The sequence below is a fragment of the Rhodococcus sp. RDE2 genome (assembly GCF_020885655.1).
Taxonomy (GTDB): Bacteria; Actinomycetota; Actinomycetes; order Mycobacteriales; family Mycobacteriaceae; genus Rhodococcus; species Rhodococcus pyridinivorans.
In genome coordinates this window covers 2,109,247-2,122,178 of record NZ_AP025186.1, presented here as the reverse complement: position 1 = coordinate 2,122,178, position 12,932 = coordinate 2,109,247, and the positions used below count along the sequence as shown (strand labels likewise).

At 69.0% G+C, this 12,932-nt stretch carries 12 protein-coding genes; 6 read left to right on the top strand and 6 right to left on the bottom strand.

What is annotated here, in order from left to right:
* The first annotated feature begins 101 nt into the window (after positions 1-101).
* The 3 genes from LPH33_RS09870 to LPH33_RS09860 are packed head-to-tail and all read left to right on the top strand — an operon-like array spanning position 102 to position 2,094.
* Positions 102-461, top strand: coding sequence for a GntR family transcriptional regulator (locus LPH33_RS09870; RefSeq protein ID WP_026060947.1), 360 nt, complete (start codon positions 102-104; stop codon positions 459-461).
* On the top strand, positions 458-1,363 hold the full coding sequence (locus LPH33_RS09865) for an ABC transporter ATP-binding protein (RefSeq protein WP_016691214.1): 906 nt from the start codon (positions 458-460) through the stop codon (positions 1,361-1,363). Before LPH33_RS09870 ends, LPH33_RS09865 begins: the two co-directional genes overlap by 4 nt.
* Entirely contained in the window at positions 1,360-2,094 is a 735-nt protein-coding gene (locus LPH33_RS09860) for a hypothetical protein (protein ID WP_016691215.1), read from the top strand. Before LPH33_RS09865 ends, LPH33_RS09860 begins: the two co-directional genes overlap by 4 nt.
* 82 nt (positions 2,095-2,176) lie before the next feature.
* Here LPH33_RS09860 and map read toward each other — a convergent pair whose 3' ends face one another.
* Entirely contained in the window at positions 2,177-3,034 is an 858-nt protein-coding gene (gene map / locus LPH33_RS09855; RefSeq protein ID WP_229567946.1) for a type I methionyl aminopeptidase, read from the bottom strand.
* Between the two features lie 66 nt (positions 3,035-3,100).
* Entirely contained in the window at positions 3,101-4,744 is a 1,644-nt protein-coding gene (locus LPH33_RS09850) for an AMP-binding protein (RefSeq protein ID WP_160876478.1), read from the bottom strand.
* Positions 4,745-4,852: 108 nt separating this feature from the next.
* On the opposite strand from LPH33_RS09850, the gene LPH33_RS09845 reads away from it, so the two are divergent.
* Together LPH33_RS09845 and LPH33_RS09840 are read left to right on the top strand one after the other, a co-directional pair.
* Positions 4,853-5,716 (top strand): LuxR C-terminal-related transcriptional regulator, encoded by an 864-nt coding sequence (locus tag LPH33_RS09845; protein ID WP_088897308.1) that lies wholly within the window; start codon positions 4,853-4,855, stop codon positions 5,714-5,716.
* Between the two features lie 52 nt (positions 5,717-5,768).
* A complete protein-coding gene (locus LPH33_RS09840; RefSeq protein WP_229567945.1) occupies positions 5,769-7,139 on the top strand; it encodes an APC family permease in 1,371 nt (456 codons plus the stop codon).
* Positions 7,140-7,146: 7 nt separating this feature from the next.
* Here LPH33_RS09840 and LPH33_RS09835 read toward each other — a convergent pair whose 3' ends face one another.
* Positions 7,147-8,376: a multidrug effflux MFS transporter gene (locus LPH33_RS09835; protein ID WP_229567944.1), complete on the bottom strand. Its 1,230-nt coding sequence runs from the start codon at positions 8,374-8,376 to the stop codon at positions 7,147-7,149.
* Positions 8,377-8,444: 68 nt separating this feature from the next.
* Here LPH33_RS09835 and LPH33_RS09830 point away from each other — a divergent pair, with 68 nt between their 5' ends.
* Positions 8,445-8,912 carry a MarR family winged helix-turn-helix transcriptional regulator gene (locus tag LPH33_RS09830; RefSeq protein WP_120282269.1) on the top strand — a complete coding sequence of 156 codons (468 nt, stop codon included), beginning with the start codon at positions 8,445-8,447 and terminating at the stop codon, positions 8,910-8,912.
* 2 nt (positions 8,913-8,914) lie between these two features.
* Here the strand turns inward: LPH33_RS09830 and LPH33_RS09825 are convergent, their stop codons facing one another.
* The 3 genes from LPH33_RS09825 to ispG all read right to left on the bottom strand — a co-directional run bounded on the left by LPH33_RS09825 (position 8,915) and on the right by ispG (position 12,894).
* A complete protein-coding gene (locus tag LPH33_RS09825) occupies positions 8,915-10,756 on the bottom strand; it encodes a penicillin-binding transpeptidase domain-containing protein (RefSeq protein ID WP_229567943.1) in 1,842 nt (613 codons plus the stop codon).
* A gap of 32 nt (positions 10,757-10,788) precedes the next feature.
* Positions 10,789-11,625: a GNAT family N-acetyltransferase gene (locus tag LPH33_RS09820; protein ID WP_145691800.1), complete on the bottom strand. Its 837-nt coding sequence runs from the start codon at positions 11,623-11,625 to the stop codon at positions 10,789-10,791.
* A 114-nt stretch (positions 11,626-11,739) separates the two neighbouring features.
* Positions 11,740-12,894, bottom strand: coding sequence for a flavodoxin-dependent (E)-4-hydroxy-3-methylbut-2-enyl-diphosphate synthase (gene ispG / locus LPH33_RS09815; protein ID WP_016691224.1), 1,155 nt, complete (start codon positions 12,892-12,894; stop codon positions 11,740-11,742).
* Positions 12,895-12,932 lie beyond the last annotated feature (38 nt).

The window sequence follows — 12,932 nt, the reverse complement described above, 5'->3', positions numbered from 1 at the left end:
CGGTCCGTGCTCCGCCTCTTGCCGTATCGACGACGAGGTCCTATGGTTCATTACATGAGTAATGAACCGATGCACCCGCCCTCGGGCCCCGGGGCGTCGTGCTGAACGACGAGGGCAAGCCCCTCTTCCAACAGATCGCCGAGCTCATCGAGAACTCGATCGTCGACGGCAGCCTCGCGGAGGAATCGCAGGTTCCCTCGACGAACGAGCTCGCGGCCTTCCACCGCATCAACCCGGCCACGGCCGCGAAGGGCCTCAACGCACTGGTAGCCGACGGAATCCTCTACAAGAAGCGAGGAATCGGCATGTTCGTCACCACCGGCGCCCGCGACAAACTGATCGCCCGCCGACGGGATCGGTTCGCCCAGCAGTACGTCGTCCCGCTCGTCCTCGAGGCCGAGAAACTCGGAATCGGCATCGACGAGCTCAAGTCCATGCTCGACACACGGGAGCACGTATGACCATCACTCCGCCCGTCGTCCGCGCACGTCACCTCGGCATGCGGTTCGGGGACGTCGCCGCCCTCACCGACGCCGACTTCACACTCCGCCGGAACACGATCTACGGCCTGCTCGGCCGCAACGGCGCCGGCAAGACCACCCTGATGCAACTGCTCGCAGGCCACATGCGCCCCACGACCGGCAGCGTCGAGGTGTTCGACGCCGATCCGTACGAGAACACCGCGGTGCTCCAGCAGTTGTGCTTCGTCGCCGACACCCAGCGCTATCCCGACGACATGCGCGTCGGGCACGTGCTCGCCTCGGCGGAACTGCTTCTGCCGCTGTGGGATCGGGAATACGCGCAGCGGCTGGCCGAGAAGTTCGCGCTGCCCTGCGGACGCAAGGTCAAGAAGCTCTCCCGCGGCATGAGTTCCGCACTGGGCATCGTGGTGGGTCTCGCGTCGCGCGCACCGGTGACGATCTTCGACGAACCGTATCTCGGTCTCGACGCCGTGGCCCGGCAGATGTTCTACGACGAACTTCTGCTCGACTACGCGGAGCGGCCGCGCACGATCGTGTTGTCGACCCACCTGATCGACGAGGCCGCCGACCTGCTCGAACACATCCTCGTGCTCGACCGCGGACATCTCGTCGTCGACGAGGACACCGATACGCTGCGCACCCGCGCCGCACAGGCGACCGGCCCGGCGGACGAGGTGGCGCGAATCGTCGGCGACAGCACCGTCCTGCACGCGGAGAGCCTCGGTGGTATCGCCCGCACGGCCTTCCTCCGCAACGACGCGGACGAACTCCCCCACGCCTCCGGACGTGTGGACGTGCAACCGATCTCGCTCCAGGACCTCGTGGTCCACCTCCACCGGACACCCGAGACCGTCACGACGAACGAGGAGGCATCGCTGTGACCACCGCGATCCCGTTGCCCGCTCCGGTCGTCACCGGGTCGGCACGTGTCCTGTCCGTCGCCCGCCTGCAACTCGTCTCGTGGCCGCTGCTCGTCGCGTGGCCCGTCGGGCTGCTGATCACCTCGGCTCTCATCCCGTGGGTGATCTTCTCTCTCGTCGACACGGGTGCGGAGTACAACGTCACCGGCAGCATACTGTCGGTCTACGGCTTCGTCGTCGCGTTCTACATCCTGGCGATGACCCAGATGTTCTCGTTCGCACTGCGTCTCGGCTCCACGCGATCGCACTACATGCAGTCGATAGTGGCGATCGCGGTGGCCCAGTCGGCGGTGTTCGCGGTCGCCTTCCAGATCCTCTCGGTGCTCGAGGCCGCGACCGGGGGCTGGGGTGTGGACATGCGGATGTTCGGGATCCTGCGTTTCGTCACCGACAGTTCCGTGGTGCAGTTCCTTGGCTTCTTCGCCACGATGCTCCTGATCGTCGCGTTGTCGATGCTCACCGGCGCGATCCAGCACCGTTGGCGTGCAACGGGTCTGCTCACGGCTGCCGCGTCCGTCGTCGTGATCGGCGGTCTCGCCGCGATCCTCGTCACGTGGACCCGGTCGTGGTCGTCGCTGTGGTCGTGGATCGTCGACACGTCGCCGACGACGACCCTGGTGGTCCTTCCCCTGCTGGTCGCCGCGGTGTGGGTGGGTGCGACCTGTCAGGTCGTCCGCAACGCGGCACCCTAGGCCGGCCGCCTTCCGGAACAGGTTCGGCCCCGACCCTTTCCGGGTCGGGGCCGAACTCCGTGCTCGCTCCAGCGAGCGGAGGTCACGGCAGGGTGAGGATCTCGGCGCCGGTATCGGTGACGACGATGGTGTGCTCGAACTGCGCGGTCCACTTGCGGTCCTTGGTGACGACCGTCCAACCGTCGTCCCAGATCTCGTAGTCGGGCGTACCGAGGTTGATCATCGGTTCGATGGTGAACACCATGCCGGGCTCGATGATCGTGTCGATGTCGGGCCGGTCGTAGTGCAGGATCACCAGGCCGTTGTGGAAGGTCTCGCCGATGCCGTGGCCGGTGAAGTCGCGGACGACGCCGTAGCCGAAGCGGTTGGCGTAGGACTCGATGACCCGGCCGATGACGTTGAGGGCGCGGCCCGGCTTGACCGCCTTGATGCCGCGCATCGTCGCCTCGCGGGTGCGATCGACGAGCAGGCGGACCTCCTCGGAGACGTCGCCGGCCAGGAAGGTCGCGTTGGTGTCGCCGTGGACCCCGTCGATGTAGGCGGTGACGTCGATGTTGACGATGTCGCCGTCCTCGACGACGGTCGAGTCGGGGATGCCGTGGCAGATGACCTCGTTGAGCGAGGTGCAGCACGACTTGGTGAAGCCGCGGTAGCCGAGCGTCGACGGGTAGGCGCCGTGATCGCACATGTACTCGTGCGCGATGCGGTCGATCTCGTCGGTGGTCACGCCCGGCGCGACGGCCTTACCGGCCTCCACGAGGGCCTGCGCGGCGATCTTCGACGCGAGTCGCATCTTCTCGATCGTCTCGGGTGTCTGCACCCACGGCTCGTTGCCTTCCTTCGCCATGGGCTTCCACACGTACTCCGGCCGTTCGATCGACGCGGGCACCTCCCGGACGGGAGTCGGAGTGCCGGGGACGAGCGGAGCGCGGGTAGCCATGACTTCCAGATTAGCTGCCGCGCCCCGCTCCCCCGTCATCCACCGATCGAGCGGTCGTGCACCGAATCAGCCGACGGCGCCCGCCTGGCGCAACTTGAAGCGCTGGACCTTGCCGCTCGGCGTCTTGGGCAGGTGCGGCACGAAGTGCACCGTGCGCGGGTAGGCGTGGGCGGCGTACTTCTGCTTCACGAGCTTCTGGAGCTCCGCCTCGAGCGCGTCGTCGCCCTCGACACCCTCCCGCAGCACCACGAACGCCTCGAGGACCTCACCCCGCAGTTCGTCCGGCAGCCCCACCACGGCGGCCTCGATCACGTCGGGGTGCATCACGAGCACCGACTCGACGTCGAACGGGCCGATGCGGTAACCGGCCATGATGATCACGTCGTCGTCGCGGGACGAGAAGAAGAAGAATCCGTTCTCGTCGACCTTGCCGGCGTCGCCGGTCAGGTACCAACGGCCGTCCTCGCTGAACCGGTCGGCGGTCTTCTCGGGGGCGTCGACGTAGCCGGTGAACCACACGAGCGGGCTCGCATGCACATCGATCGCGACGCGCCCGACCTCACCCGGCTCGGCGATCTCGTCGCTGTCCTCGCGCAGCACCGCGCAACTCCAGCCCGGCAGCGGCTTGCCCATCGAACGCGCCGGGGTGTCCTCGCGCAGTTCGTCCGCCCACGCGTCGACGACGAACATGCCGTGCTCGGTCTGCCCGTACTGGTCGCGCACCACGACACCGAGGGTCTCCTGCGACCACTCGAGGACGTCCGGGGTCAGCGGCTCACCGGCCGAGGAGGCCCGACGCAGCCGGACCGGCGGGTGCTCGGCGGTGTCGGCCTTGAGGCTGCGGTAGACCGTCGGGGCCGCCGCGAAGTTGGTGACCCCGAAGGTGTCGAGGATCTGCCAGGTGAGCGCGGGCGAGAAACCGGCGTGCAGCAGGAGGCTGCGCCGACCGGCCGCGAGCGGCCCGAGCAGCGCGTAGTAGAGCCCGTACGCCCATCCCGGATCGGCCGCGTTCCAGAAGACGTCGTCCTCGCGCACGTCGAGGCCGAACTCCAGGTAGGCGTGGAAGGACGCCAGCGCCTTCACCGGGACGGGAACACCCTTGGGAGTGCCGGTCGTGCCGGAGGTGAACAGCTGGACCAGGCGTCCCTCGGCGCCGACGGCGACGGCCTCGCCACGCGGGTCGTCGGCCGACTGCGCGGCGATCAGTTCGCCGAAGTCGCGGCCCTCACGACCGGACGCGTCTGCGTCGCCCTGGCCGGCCACGACGACCTGCCACGGCACCTCGGCTGGAAGATCCGATCCGGCGGCGAGCTTGCCGGCCTGATCCCGATCGGCCACGACCACCTTGGTGCCGCTCGCGTCGAGCCGGAAGGCGATCGCCGGCGGGGCGAAGGCGGTGAAGAGCGGCACGTGCACGGCGCCGCGACGCCAGATACCGAGAACCGCGACCACCAGGTCTGCCGACTTGCCCATGAGCGTCGCGACGTGGTCGCCGGGTTCGACACCGAGATCCGCCAGCGCCGCGGCGAAGCGGGCCGACCGTTCGCGGAGCTCACCGTAGGTGAGATCCGTCGAGCTCAGGTCGGCATCGACGACGGTGAACGCCACCGCGTCGGCGGGATGGTCGTCGCACAGCAGTCGGGCTGCGCAGGCGTCTGCCGTGTCGTACCGCTCGAGCAGTGTCCGCACGCGGCTCGCTGTGTCGCCCATTGTGGTCCTTTCGTCCGTACCGGCCAGGGTGTTCCCGATCTGGGGAGCACACCCGTTCGACGTCTATGATTCGAGTCACACCATGTTCCCCGATACCCCCGGAAAGGGGTGGCGTTCGTGTCGTCCTCCTCGTCGGCGCTGCTGCGTCCCCGCGACGGTGATGCCCTGCGCGGTGAACTCCGCCGCACCGCGGCGCAGGCCCAGCTGCCGGTGGTCTTCGCCGGCGAGGTCCAGCAGGGATCGCTGCAACTCAGCGAATTCTTCGGCACCCGCACCAACAGCCTGGCCGGGGTCGTGGTGCCTCCGCGGGCGGGTCTCGGCGGTCGCGTCCTCGCGGAGTCGCGGGTGGTGACGGTGTCGGACTACGGTCGCTCCGCGTCGATCACGCACCACTTCGACCGTCCCGTTCTGTACGAGGGATTGCGGTCCATCCTCGCGGTGCCGGTACTCGTCGAGGGCAAGGCCCGCGCGGTGTTGTACGGCGCCGCGCGCGAGTGCGCGCCCGTCGGCGATCGGGCTGTGACGGCGTTCGCGCAGGCGGCGGCTCGTCTCGCGCACGAGATCGAGGTGCGCGACGAGGTCGATCGGCGACTCGCGATGCTCGAGCGGTCGTCCGGCGACCGCGATCCCGTCGCGACTGCGCAGGTCCGCGAGGTCCATGCCGATCTGCGGGTGCTCGCGCAGGGCACGACCGATCCGGCGCTGCAGGAGAAGCTCCGCTCGTTGTCCGACCGTCTCGCCGGGGTGCTCGACGGAACGGAACCGGAACCGACGGACGTCGTGCTGTCCCCCCGCGAGACCGACGTGCTGTCCCATGTGGCGCTGGGGTGCAGCAACGCCGAGATCGCCCAGCGCCTGTCGGTCGGCGCCGAGACGGTCAAGAGCTACCTGCGCAGCGCCATGAGCAAGCTCGACGTCCATTCCCGCCACGAGGCCGTCGTCGCCGCGCGAAAATCGGGTCTGCTGCCCTGAATCCGGTCGGTCCCCGCCGGCGGTGGACAGGGTGCGCGGAAGGGGGCCTGCGGTGGCCGAGACGACCGACTCACCCCAGCTCGTCCGCGTTCTCGGGCCGGGTCTGCTCCTGCTGTTCGTCATCGGCGACATCCTGGGCACCGGCATCTACGCCCTCACCGGGGAGGTCGCGAACGAGGTCGGTGGCGTGGTGTGGCTGCCGTTCCTCGTCGCGTTCGCCGTCGCGACGGTGACGGCGTTCAGCTATCTGGAGCTGGTCACGAAGTATCCGCGGGCGGCCGGAGCGGCGCTCTACACGCACAAGGCGTTCGGCGTGCACTTCCTGACCTTCCTGGTGGCCTTCGCCGTGATGTCCTCGGGCATCACCTCTGCCGCCACGGCTGCGCGGGCGTTCGCCGCGAACATCGCCGAGGCCTTCGGACTCGACCTGGCCGGCACGGCCGGGATCACCGTGATCGCGCTGGTCTTCGTCCTCGTCCTCGCGGTGATCAACTTCCGCGGGGTCGCCGAGAGCGTGAAGACCAATGTGGTGCTCACGATGATCGAGTTGGGCGGCCTGCTCATCATCGTCGCGATCGGCATGTGGGCGTTGGGTTTCGGCGGCGGCGATTTCTCGCGTGTGGTCGAGATCGATCCCGGCGACCGGTCCGTCTTCTCCGCGGTGGTCGCGGGGACAGCCCTGGCTTTTTTCGCGATGGTGGGATTCGAGGACTCGGTGAACATGGCCGAGGAATGCAAGGAGCCCACCCGGATCTTCCCCCGGATGCTGCTGCTCGGCCTGGGTCTCGCTGCGCTGGTGTACGTGCTCGTGTCGATCACCGCGATCGCGCTCGTCCCGCCCGACGAACTCGGGGCGGGCGAGACGCCCTTGCTGCGGGTGGTCGAGGTCGGCGCCCCGGCGTTCCCGGTCGGGATCTTCGCCTTCGTCACGATGTTCGCGGTGGCCAACACCGCGCTGATCAACATGCTGATGGCGAGCCGGCTGATCTACGGCATCGCCCGCGAGGACGTCCTGCCCGCCGTCCTGGGGCGGGTGCACCCGACCCGCCGCACGCCCTATGTCGCGATCGTGTTCACGACGCTGCTCGCGGTCGGTCTCGTCGTCTTCGTCGGCGGGGTGCCCGAACTCGGGGGTACGACGGCGCTGCTCCTGCTGGGGGTGTTCGCGATCGTCAACGTCGCGGCCCTGGTCCTGCGCCGGGACCACGTGGAGCACCGGCACTTCCGCGCGCCGACGATCCTTCCGGTGCTCGGGGCGACCAGTTGCCTGTTCCTCGTCCTACCGTGGGTCGACCGGCCTGCGACCCAGTACCGGACGGCCGGGGTGCTGCTCGGGATCGGCGTGGTGCTGTGGCTGGTGACGCGACTCGCGGGCCGGCGCGACGGCCGGCCCGCGAGTACGACGGATCGTGAGGAGAGCTGAGGGTCCGTCAGCGGTTGCGGACCAACGCCATCGAGCCGAGGCCGAGGACGGCGGTGACGAGCATGGCGAGGGACATGGGGACCGCGGTGTCCTCACCCCAGGCGCCGACGATCGGAGCGACTACGGCCGCCAGCAGGAACTGGAGGGCGCCGAGGAGCGCCGAGCCGGTGCCGGCAGCGTGCCGGACCTGACCGAGAGCGAGGGTCGCGGCGTTGGCGAGCACCAGCCCGAGGCTCGCGACGCCGAACCACAACGCCACTATGGTCACTCCGAGGACGGGTCCCGCGAGGGCGTTGACGGTGAGCACGGCGGACCAGAAGACGAGCAGCGCCGACCCGATGCCGAGCAGCCGGTGCGGGGTCGTGCGCTGGAGCAGCTTCTGGTTCACCACATTACCGAGGCTGATGCCCACGGCGTTGAACGCGAACAGCAGGGTGAACCAGCCGGTCGACAGGCCGTGGATCTTCTGCATGACGAACGGCGACGCGGAGATGTACGCGAAGAGCACACCGAACGCGAAGGTGTGGGCCAGCAGGTAGCCGAGATAGGTGCGGTCGCGGACGACGACGGCGATCCCGCTCGCCAGGCCGCCGAGGCCACCTGCCGAGCGACGGTCGGCCGGGAGGCTCTCGGGCAGGAAGAAGACGATCGCCGCGAGCATCACGAGGCTCAGCGCGGCCAGGAACCAGAAGACGGCGCGCCAGCCGACGGACAGGATGATGCCGCCGCCGACGAGCGGCGCCGCGATGGGCGCCACTGCGCTGACGAGCACGAGCAGGCCGAACAGCCTCGCCGCGGCCATGCCCTCGGCACGGTCGGAGACGACGGCTCGACCCACGACGATGCCGGCGGCGCCGGCGAAGCCCTGGACGAAGCGGGAGACCGCGAGCAGTTCCACGGTGGGCGCCAGAGCGCACGCGACGCTCGCGAGGGCGCACACGGCCGTGCCGATGAGCATGGACGAGCGGCGACCGAACCGGTCGGACATCGGTCCGATGATCAGGTTGCCGAGGGCCATGCCGATGAGGAAGGCCGTCAGCGTGAACTGCACCGCGGACGCGGTACTGCCGAATTCCTCGGCGATGTCGGGGAAGCCGGGCAGGTACATGTCCACGGCGAGCGGGGCCAGGGCGGCCAGCAGACCGAGCGACGCCACGGACATGCCGGACAGCGAACGGCCGCCGGATCCGTGCTCGTCGGTCTTCACTCCGGTTGCGGCCTCGGAGGGTCGGTTCATCACACCTCGATCGATAAGTTCGAATCTATATATAAATTTATATATAGATTCTAGCCTACGATCGAGGCATGCCCGACGACCCGAGGATCAGCGACGCCGACGTCGACCGGCTGGCCGACAGCGTGCGCACGCTCGTGTGGAAGTTGCAGCGCGTCGGCGAACGCGAATCGGGCCTGGTCGGGATCCCCCAGTCCGAGATCGAGGTCCTGCGGGTGCTCTCCGACCATCCCGGCATCACCGTGTCCGATCTCGCGCGCATGCTCGGACTGCAGAGCAGCAACGTCAGTGCCACGGTGCGCAGCCTCGTCGCCCGCGGCCTCGTCTCCCGCACGACCAACCCGAACGACGGGCGGTCGCACCATCTGCACCGCACTCCCCTGGCGGAGCACAACGGGAATCTCATTCGGCGTATGTGGATCTCACGGATGCAGGAGGTGCTCGCAGCGATGGATCCGGTCGATGCCGCCGAACTCGTCGCGGCGGCACCGCTGCTCGAACAGCTCGCCGCCCTCGCCGAGGATCCGGCCCTGGCCTGAGCTCAGGCTCCCTCGTCGTACTCCGGCGGCAGGGCGGCGAACATGTCGCGGGTGACCGCGACCGCGTTGTCGGAGCTGCCGCCGCGCACGACGAGCGTCGCGAACGCCAGATCGCCGCGGTAGCCGACGAACCACGAGTGCGACCCGCCCTCGACCTCGGCCTCGCCGGTCTTGCCGTAGACGTCGCCCTGGTCCCGGATACGGTCGGCGGTACCGCTCGTGATCACCAAGCGCATCATCTCGCGCAGACCCTCCACCATCTCCGGCGTCACCGGCGGCGGCGAACCGTTCACAACCGTCTCGCGACCCGCGATGAGATAGGGCACCGGAGTACGGCCGGCGGCGACCGTCGCCGCGGTGAGCGCCATCCCGAACGGGCTCACGACCACCTTGCCCTGACCGAAACCGTCCTCGGTCCGTTCGACGAGATCCTCCGCGGGCGGAACCGATCCGGTGAAGGTCGGCATCCCCACCACCTCGTAGTCCACACCGATACCGAACTGCGAGGCGGCGACGGTCAGCGCGTCCGGGGCCATCTCGGAGGCGAGCTTGGCGAAGGAGGTGTTGCAGGATCGGGCGAAAGCGGTGGCGAGAGAGACCGTCCCGAGCTCGAACTCGTTGTAGTTCGGCACGCTCCGCTCGCCGATCGTGATGCGACCGGGGCACGGCACCATCGTGTTCGGGGTCGCGCGACCCTCGGCGATCGCCGCACCCGAGGTGACGATCTTGAACGTCGAGCCCGGGGGGTACTGGCCGGCCAGCGCGACCGGGCCGTCCCTGTCGGCGGCCTTGTTCTGAGCCACCGCCAGCACCGCACCCGTGGACGCCTCGATCACGACCGTCATCGCCTGCTCGGTGCGGGCATCGACGGCCGCCTGAGCCGCGAGCTGGAGGGGACGGTCGAGGCTGACCGAGAACGACGGCACCGGCTGCGGCGGCGTCTCGGTGAGCACCCCGGTGTCCACGCCGTACTGGTTCACCACGACGACGCTCCACCCGGCCGTGCCGTCGACCTCGTCGATGACGGTCTTCTTGATCTGGCCCACGAGATCAGGCGCGAAGTTGCGATCGGTCGCGACGAGGTCGGCCTGCTCGGTCACCACGACACCGTCGATCCCGGCGAGACGTGGGGCGACGCGCTCGTAGTCGTCCTCGCGCAGTCGCATCACCGACCGCGGCCCGGACGAGGCCGTCACCGATTCCGCGATCGCCTGCGCCGTGAGCGAGGAATCGAACTCCGACAACGTCGACGCGAGCTGTCGTGCCGCACCGGCGACGTCGGTGGTCTGCGAGGCGTCGAAGGCGATGCCGTAGACCGTGCCGGGGACGAGGATGTCGCTGCCCGCGTGCTCGTTGACCCGGGCGCGCGGCGCCGGGCTGCTGCGGAGCTGCATGGTCTGCCGTTCGCCGAGCTGCGGGTGCAGCGCGGATTTCGCCCACCGCACGATCCAGTCGTTCCCGCTGCGCCCCATGTTGAGCTCACCGGTGTACTGCCACACCCGTTCCTTCGGCAGGTGCCACTCGTAGTTGTAGCCCACGGTCGCGGAGTCGCCGCTGATCCGGGTGGATGTCGTGGTGGCGGTGAGGGATTCGGCCTGAAGCCCGTCCAGGACTTCCTGCATCGCGACGGCCGCGTCGTCGGGGCGGTCGGTGCGGTCCGCCGCCGACGCGACGTCCTGAGCGGCGAACGAGTCGAGAAACGCCTGGGCGGCGGCCTCCGGCCCGGCCGGGCGCGGCGTGCACGCGACGGCCAGGCCGAGGAGCACGACGGCCACCGACAGCACAGCGCCGATCCGGAGTGCGCGTGCGTACGGGGATGCCGGGGTGGAACTTCGAGGTCTCATCGCCCGTCATCGTAGGCAGAGCCGACGGGAAATCAGTCGAGCAGCACCGTGGAGAACGTCGCGACCTGGCGGAAACCCGCGCGGGCGTAGGCTCCGCGGGCCGGGGCGTTGAAACTGTTGACGTAGAGGCTGGGCAGGCGACCGCTGCGAGCAACCGCGCAGGCCACGGCGGCGGTGCCGATCGTGCCGAGGCCCGAACCTCGATGCGCGGGATCGACCCAGACGCCCTGGATCTGGCCCACCGTGGACGACTGGGAGCCCACCTCCGCCTTGAACACCACCTGTCCGTCCTCGAATCGCGCCCAGGCGCGTCCCGCCGCGATGAGGCTCGCGACGCGGCGCCGGTAACCCGCACCGCCGTCGCCGGTGCGCGGGTCGATACCGACCTCCTCGATGAACATCGAGATCGCGGCCGGCAGATAGACATCGAGTTCCTCGGGCCGCACGGGACGGACCTGCGGGTCGGGTTCGACGAGCGGCTCGCGGTCGAGAACGAGGAGGGGTTGTTCGGCCCTCACCTCGCGGGGAGCGCCCCACGCCGATTCGAGCCGCTCCCACATCGGCAGCGCGTACTCGGCGCGACCGACGATGGACGAACACAGTCGCGGCCCGCGACTCGCGCGCTCGGCGAACGCCTGGATGTCGTCGGGACTGCCCAGCAGCGGAATGAGGTTCGCGCCGGAGAAGCACAGCGAGGTCTCGGGGCCGCCGCGGCTCCACATCTCACCGCCGACGGCACGCCCGTCGAGTCCGTACTCCTCGACGCGGCCGGCCACCATGCACGCGGCCACGGGGTCGCGGGAGAGCACCCGGAGCACCGCGGCGGTGTCACGTCCACCCAACGACCGGACACCCAGAAGCTTGAGCACTCGCTCACCACCCGTCGACAAGCCGATACGAGATCAGAGTGCCATGCCGGACGGCGGCGTGGAAACCTGAGTCCTCGAAAGTGAGAGAACGCCGTCCCGTGCGCCCCACCCGTATCAGCCGACCGACACCACGGGGCCGCCGCCCGAGGCGTTGCCTTCCATCTCGTCGGCGATGCGCATCGCTTCCTCGATGAGGGTCTCGACGATCTGCGCCTCGGGCACGGTCTTGATGACCTTGCCCTTGACGAAGATCTGGCCCTTGCCGTTTCCGGAGGCCACACCGAGGTCCGCCTCACGAGCCTCACCGGGTCCGTTGACGACGCACCCCATCACCGCGACCCGCAGCGGCACCTCCATGCCCTCGAGTCCGGCGGTGACCTCGTTGGCGAGGGAGTAGACGTCCACCTGGGCGCGCCCGCAGGACGGGCAGGAGACGATCTCGAGCTTGCGGGGACGCAGGTTCAGCGACTGCAGGATCTGCGTGCCGACCTTGATCTCCTCGGCGGGCGGCGCCGACAGCGACACGCGGATGGTGTCGCCGATGCCCTCGCTGAGCAGCGCGCCGAAGGCGACGGCCGACTTGATGGTGCCCTGGAAGGCGGGGCCGGCCTCGGTCACGCCGAGATGCAGCGGGTAGTCGCACTGCGCGGCGAGCTGCCGGTAGGCCTCGACCATCACGACGGGGTCGTTGTGCTTGACGGAGATCTTGATGTCGCCGAAGCCGTGTTCCTCGAACAGGCTCGCCTCCCACAGGGCGGATTCGACGAGCGCCTCCGGCGTGGCCTTGCCGTACTTGGCGAGCAACCGGGGGTCGAGGGAACCGGCGTTGACGCCGATACGGATGGGGATCCCGGCATCGCCGGCCGCCTTGGCGACCTCCTTGACGCGACCGTCGAATTCCTTGATGTTGCCGGGATTGACGCGCACGGCCGCGCAGCCGGCGTCGATCGCGGCGAAGATGTACCGCGGCTGGAAGTGGATGTCGGCGATCACCGGGATCTTGCTCTTCTTCGCGATGATCGGGAGCGCGTCGGCGTCCTCCTGACGCGGGCACGCCACACGCACGATGTCGCAGCCGGACGCCGTGAGCTCCGCGATCTGCTGGAGGGTGGCGTTCACGTCGTGCGTCTTCGTGGTGGTCATCGACTGCACGGACACCGGATGATCGCTGCCGACGCCGACATTTCCGACCATGAGCTGGCGGGTCTTGCGTCGGGGTGCGAGGACCGCAGGAATTTCGGGCATGCCCAATCCGACGGGGCTGGTCACAGTTCGCCTTCTTTCGTCGCTACTCGGCAAGTCTACCG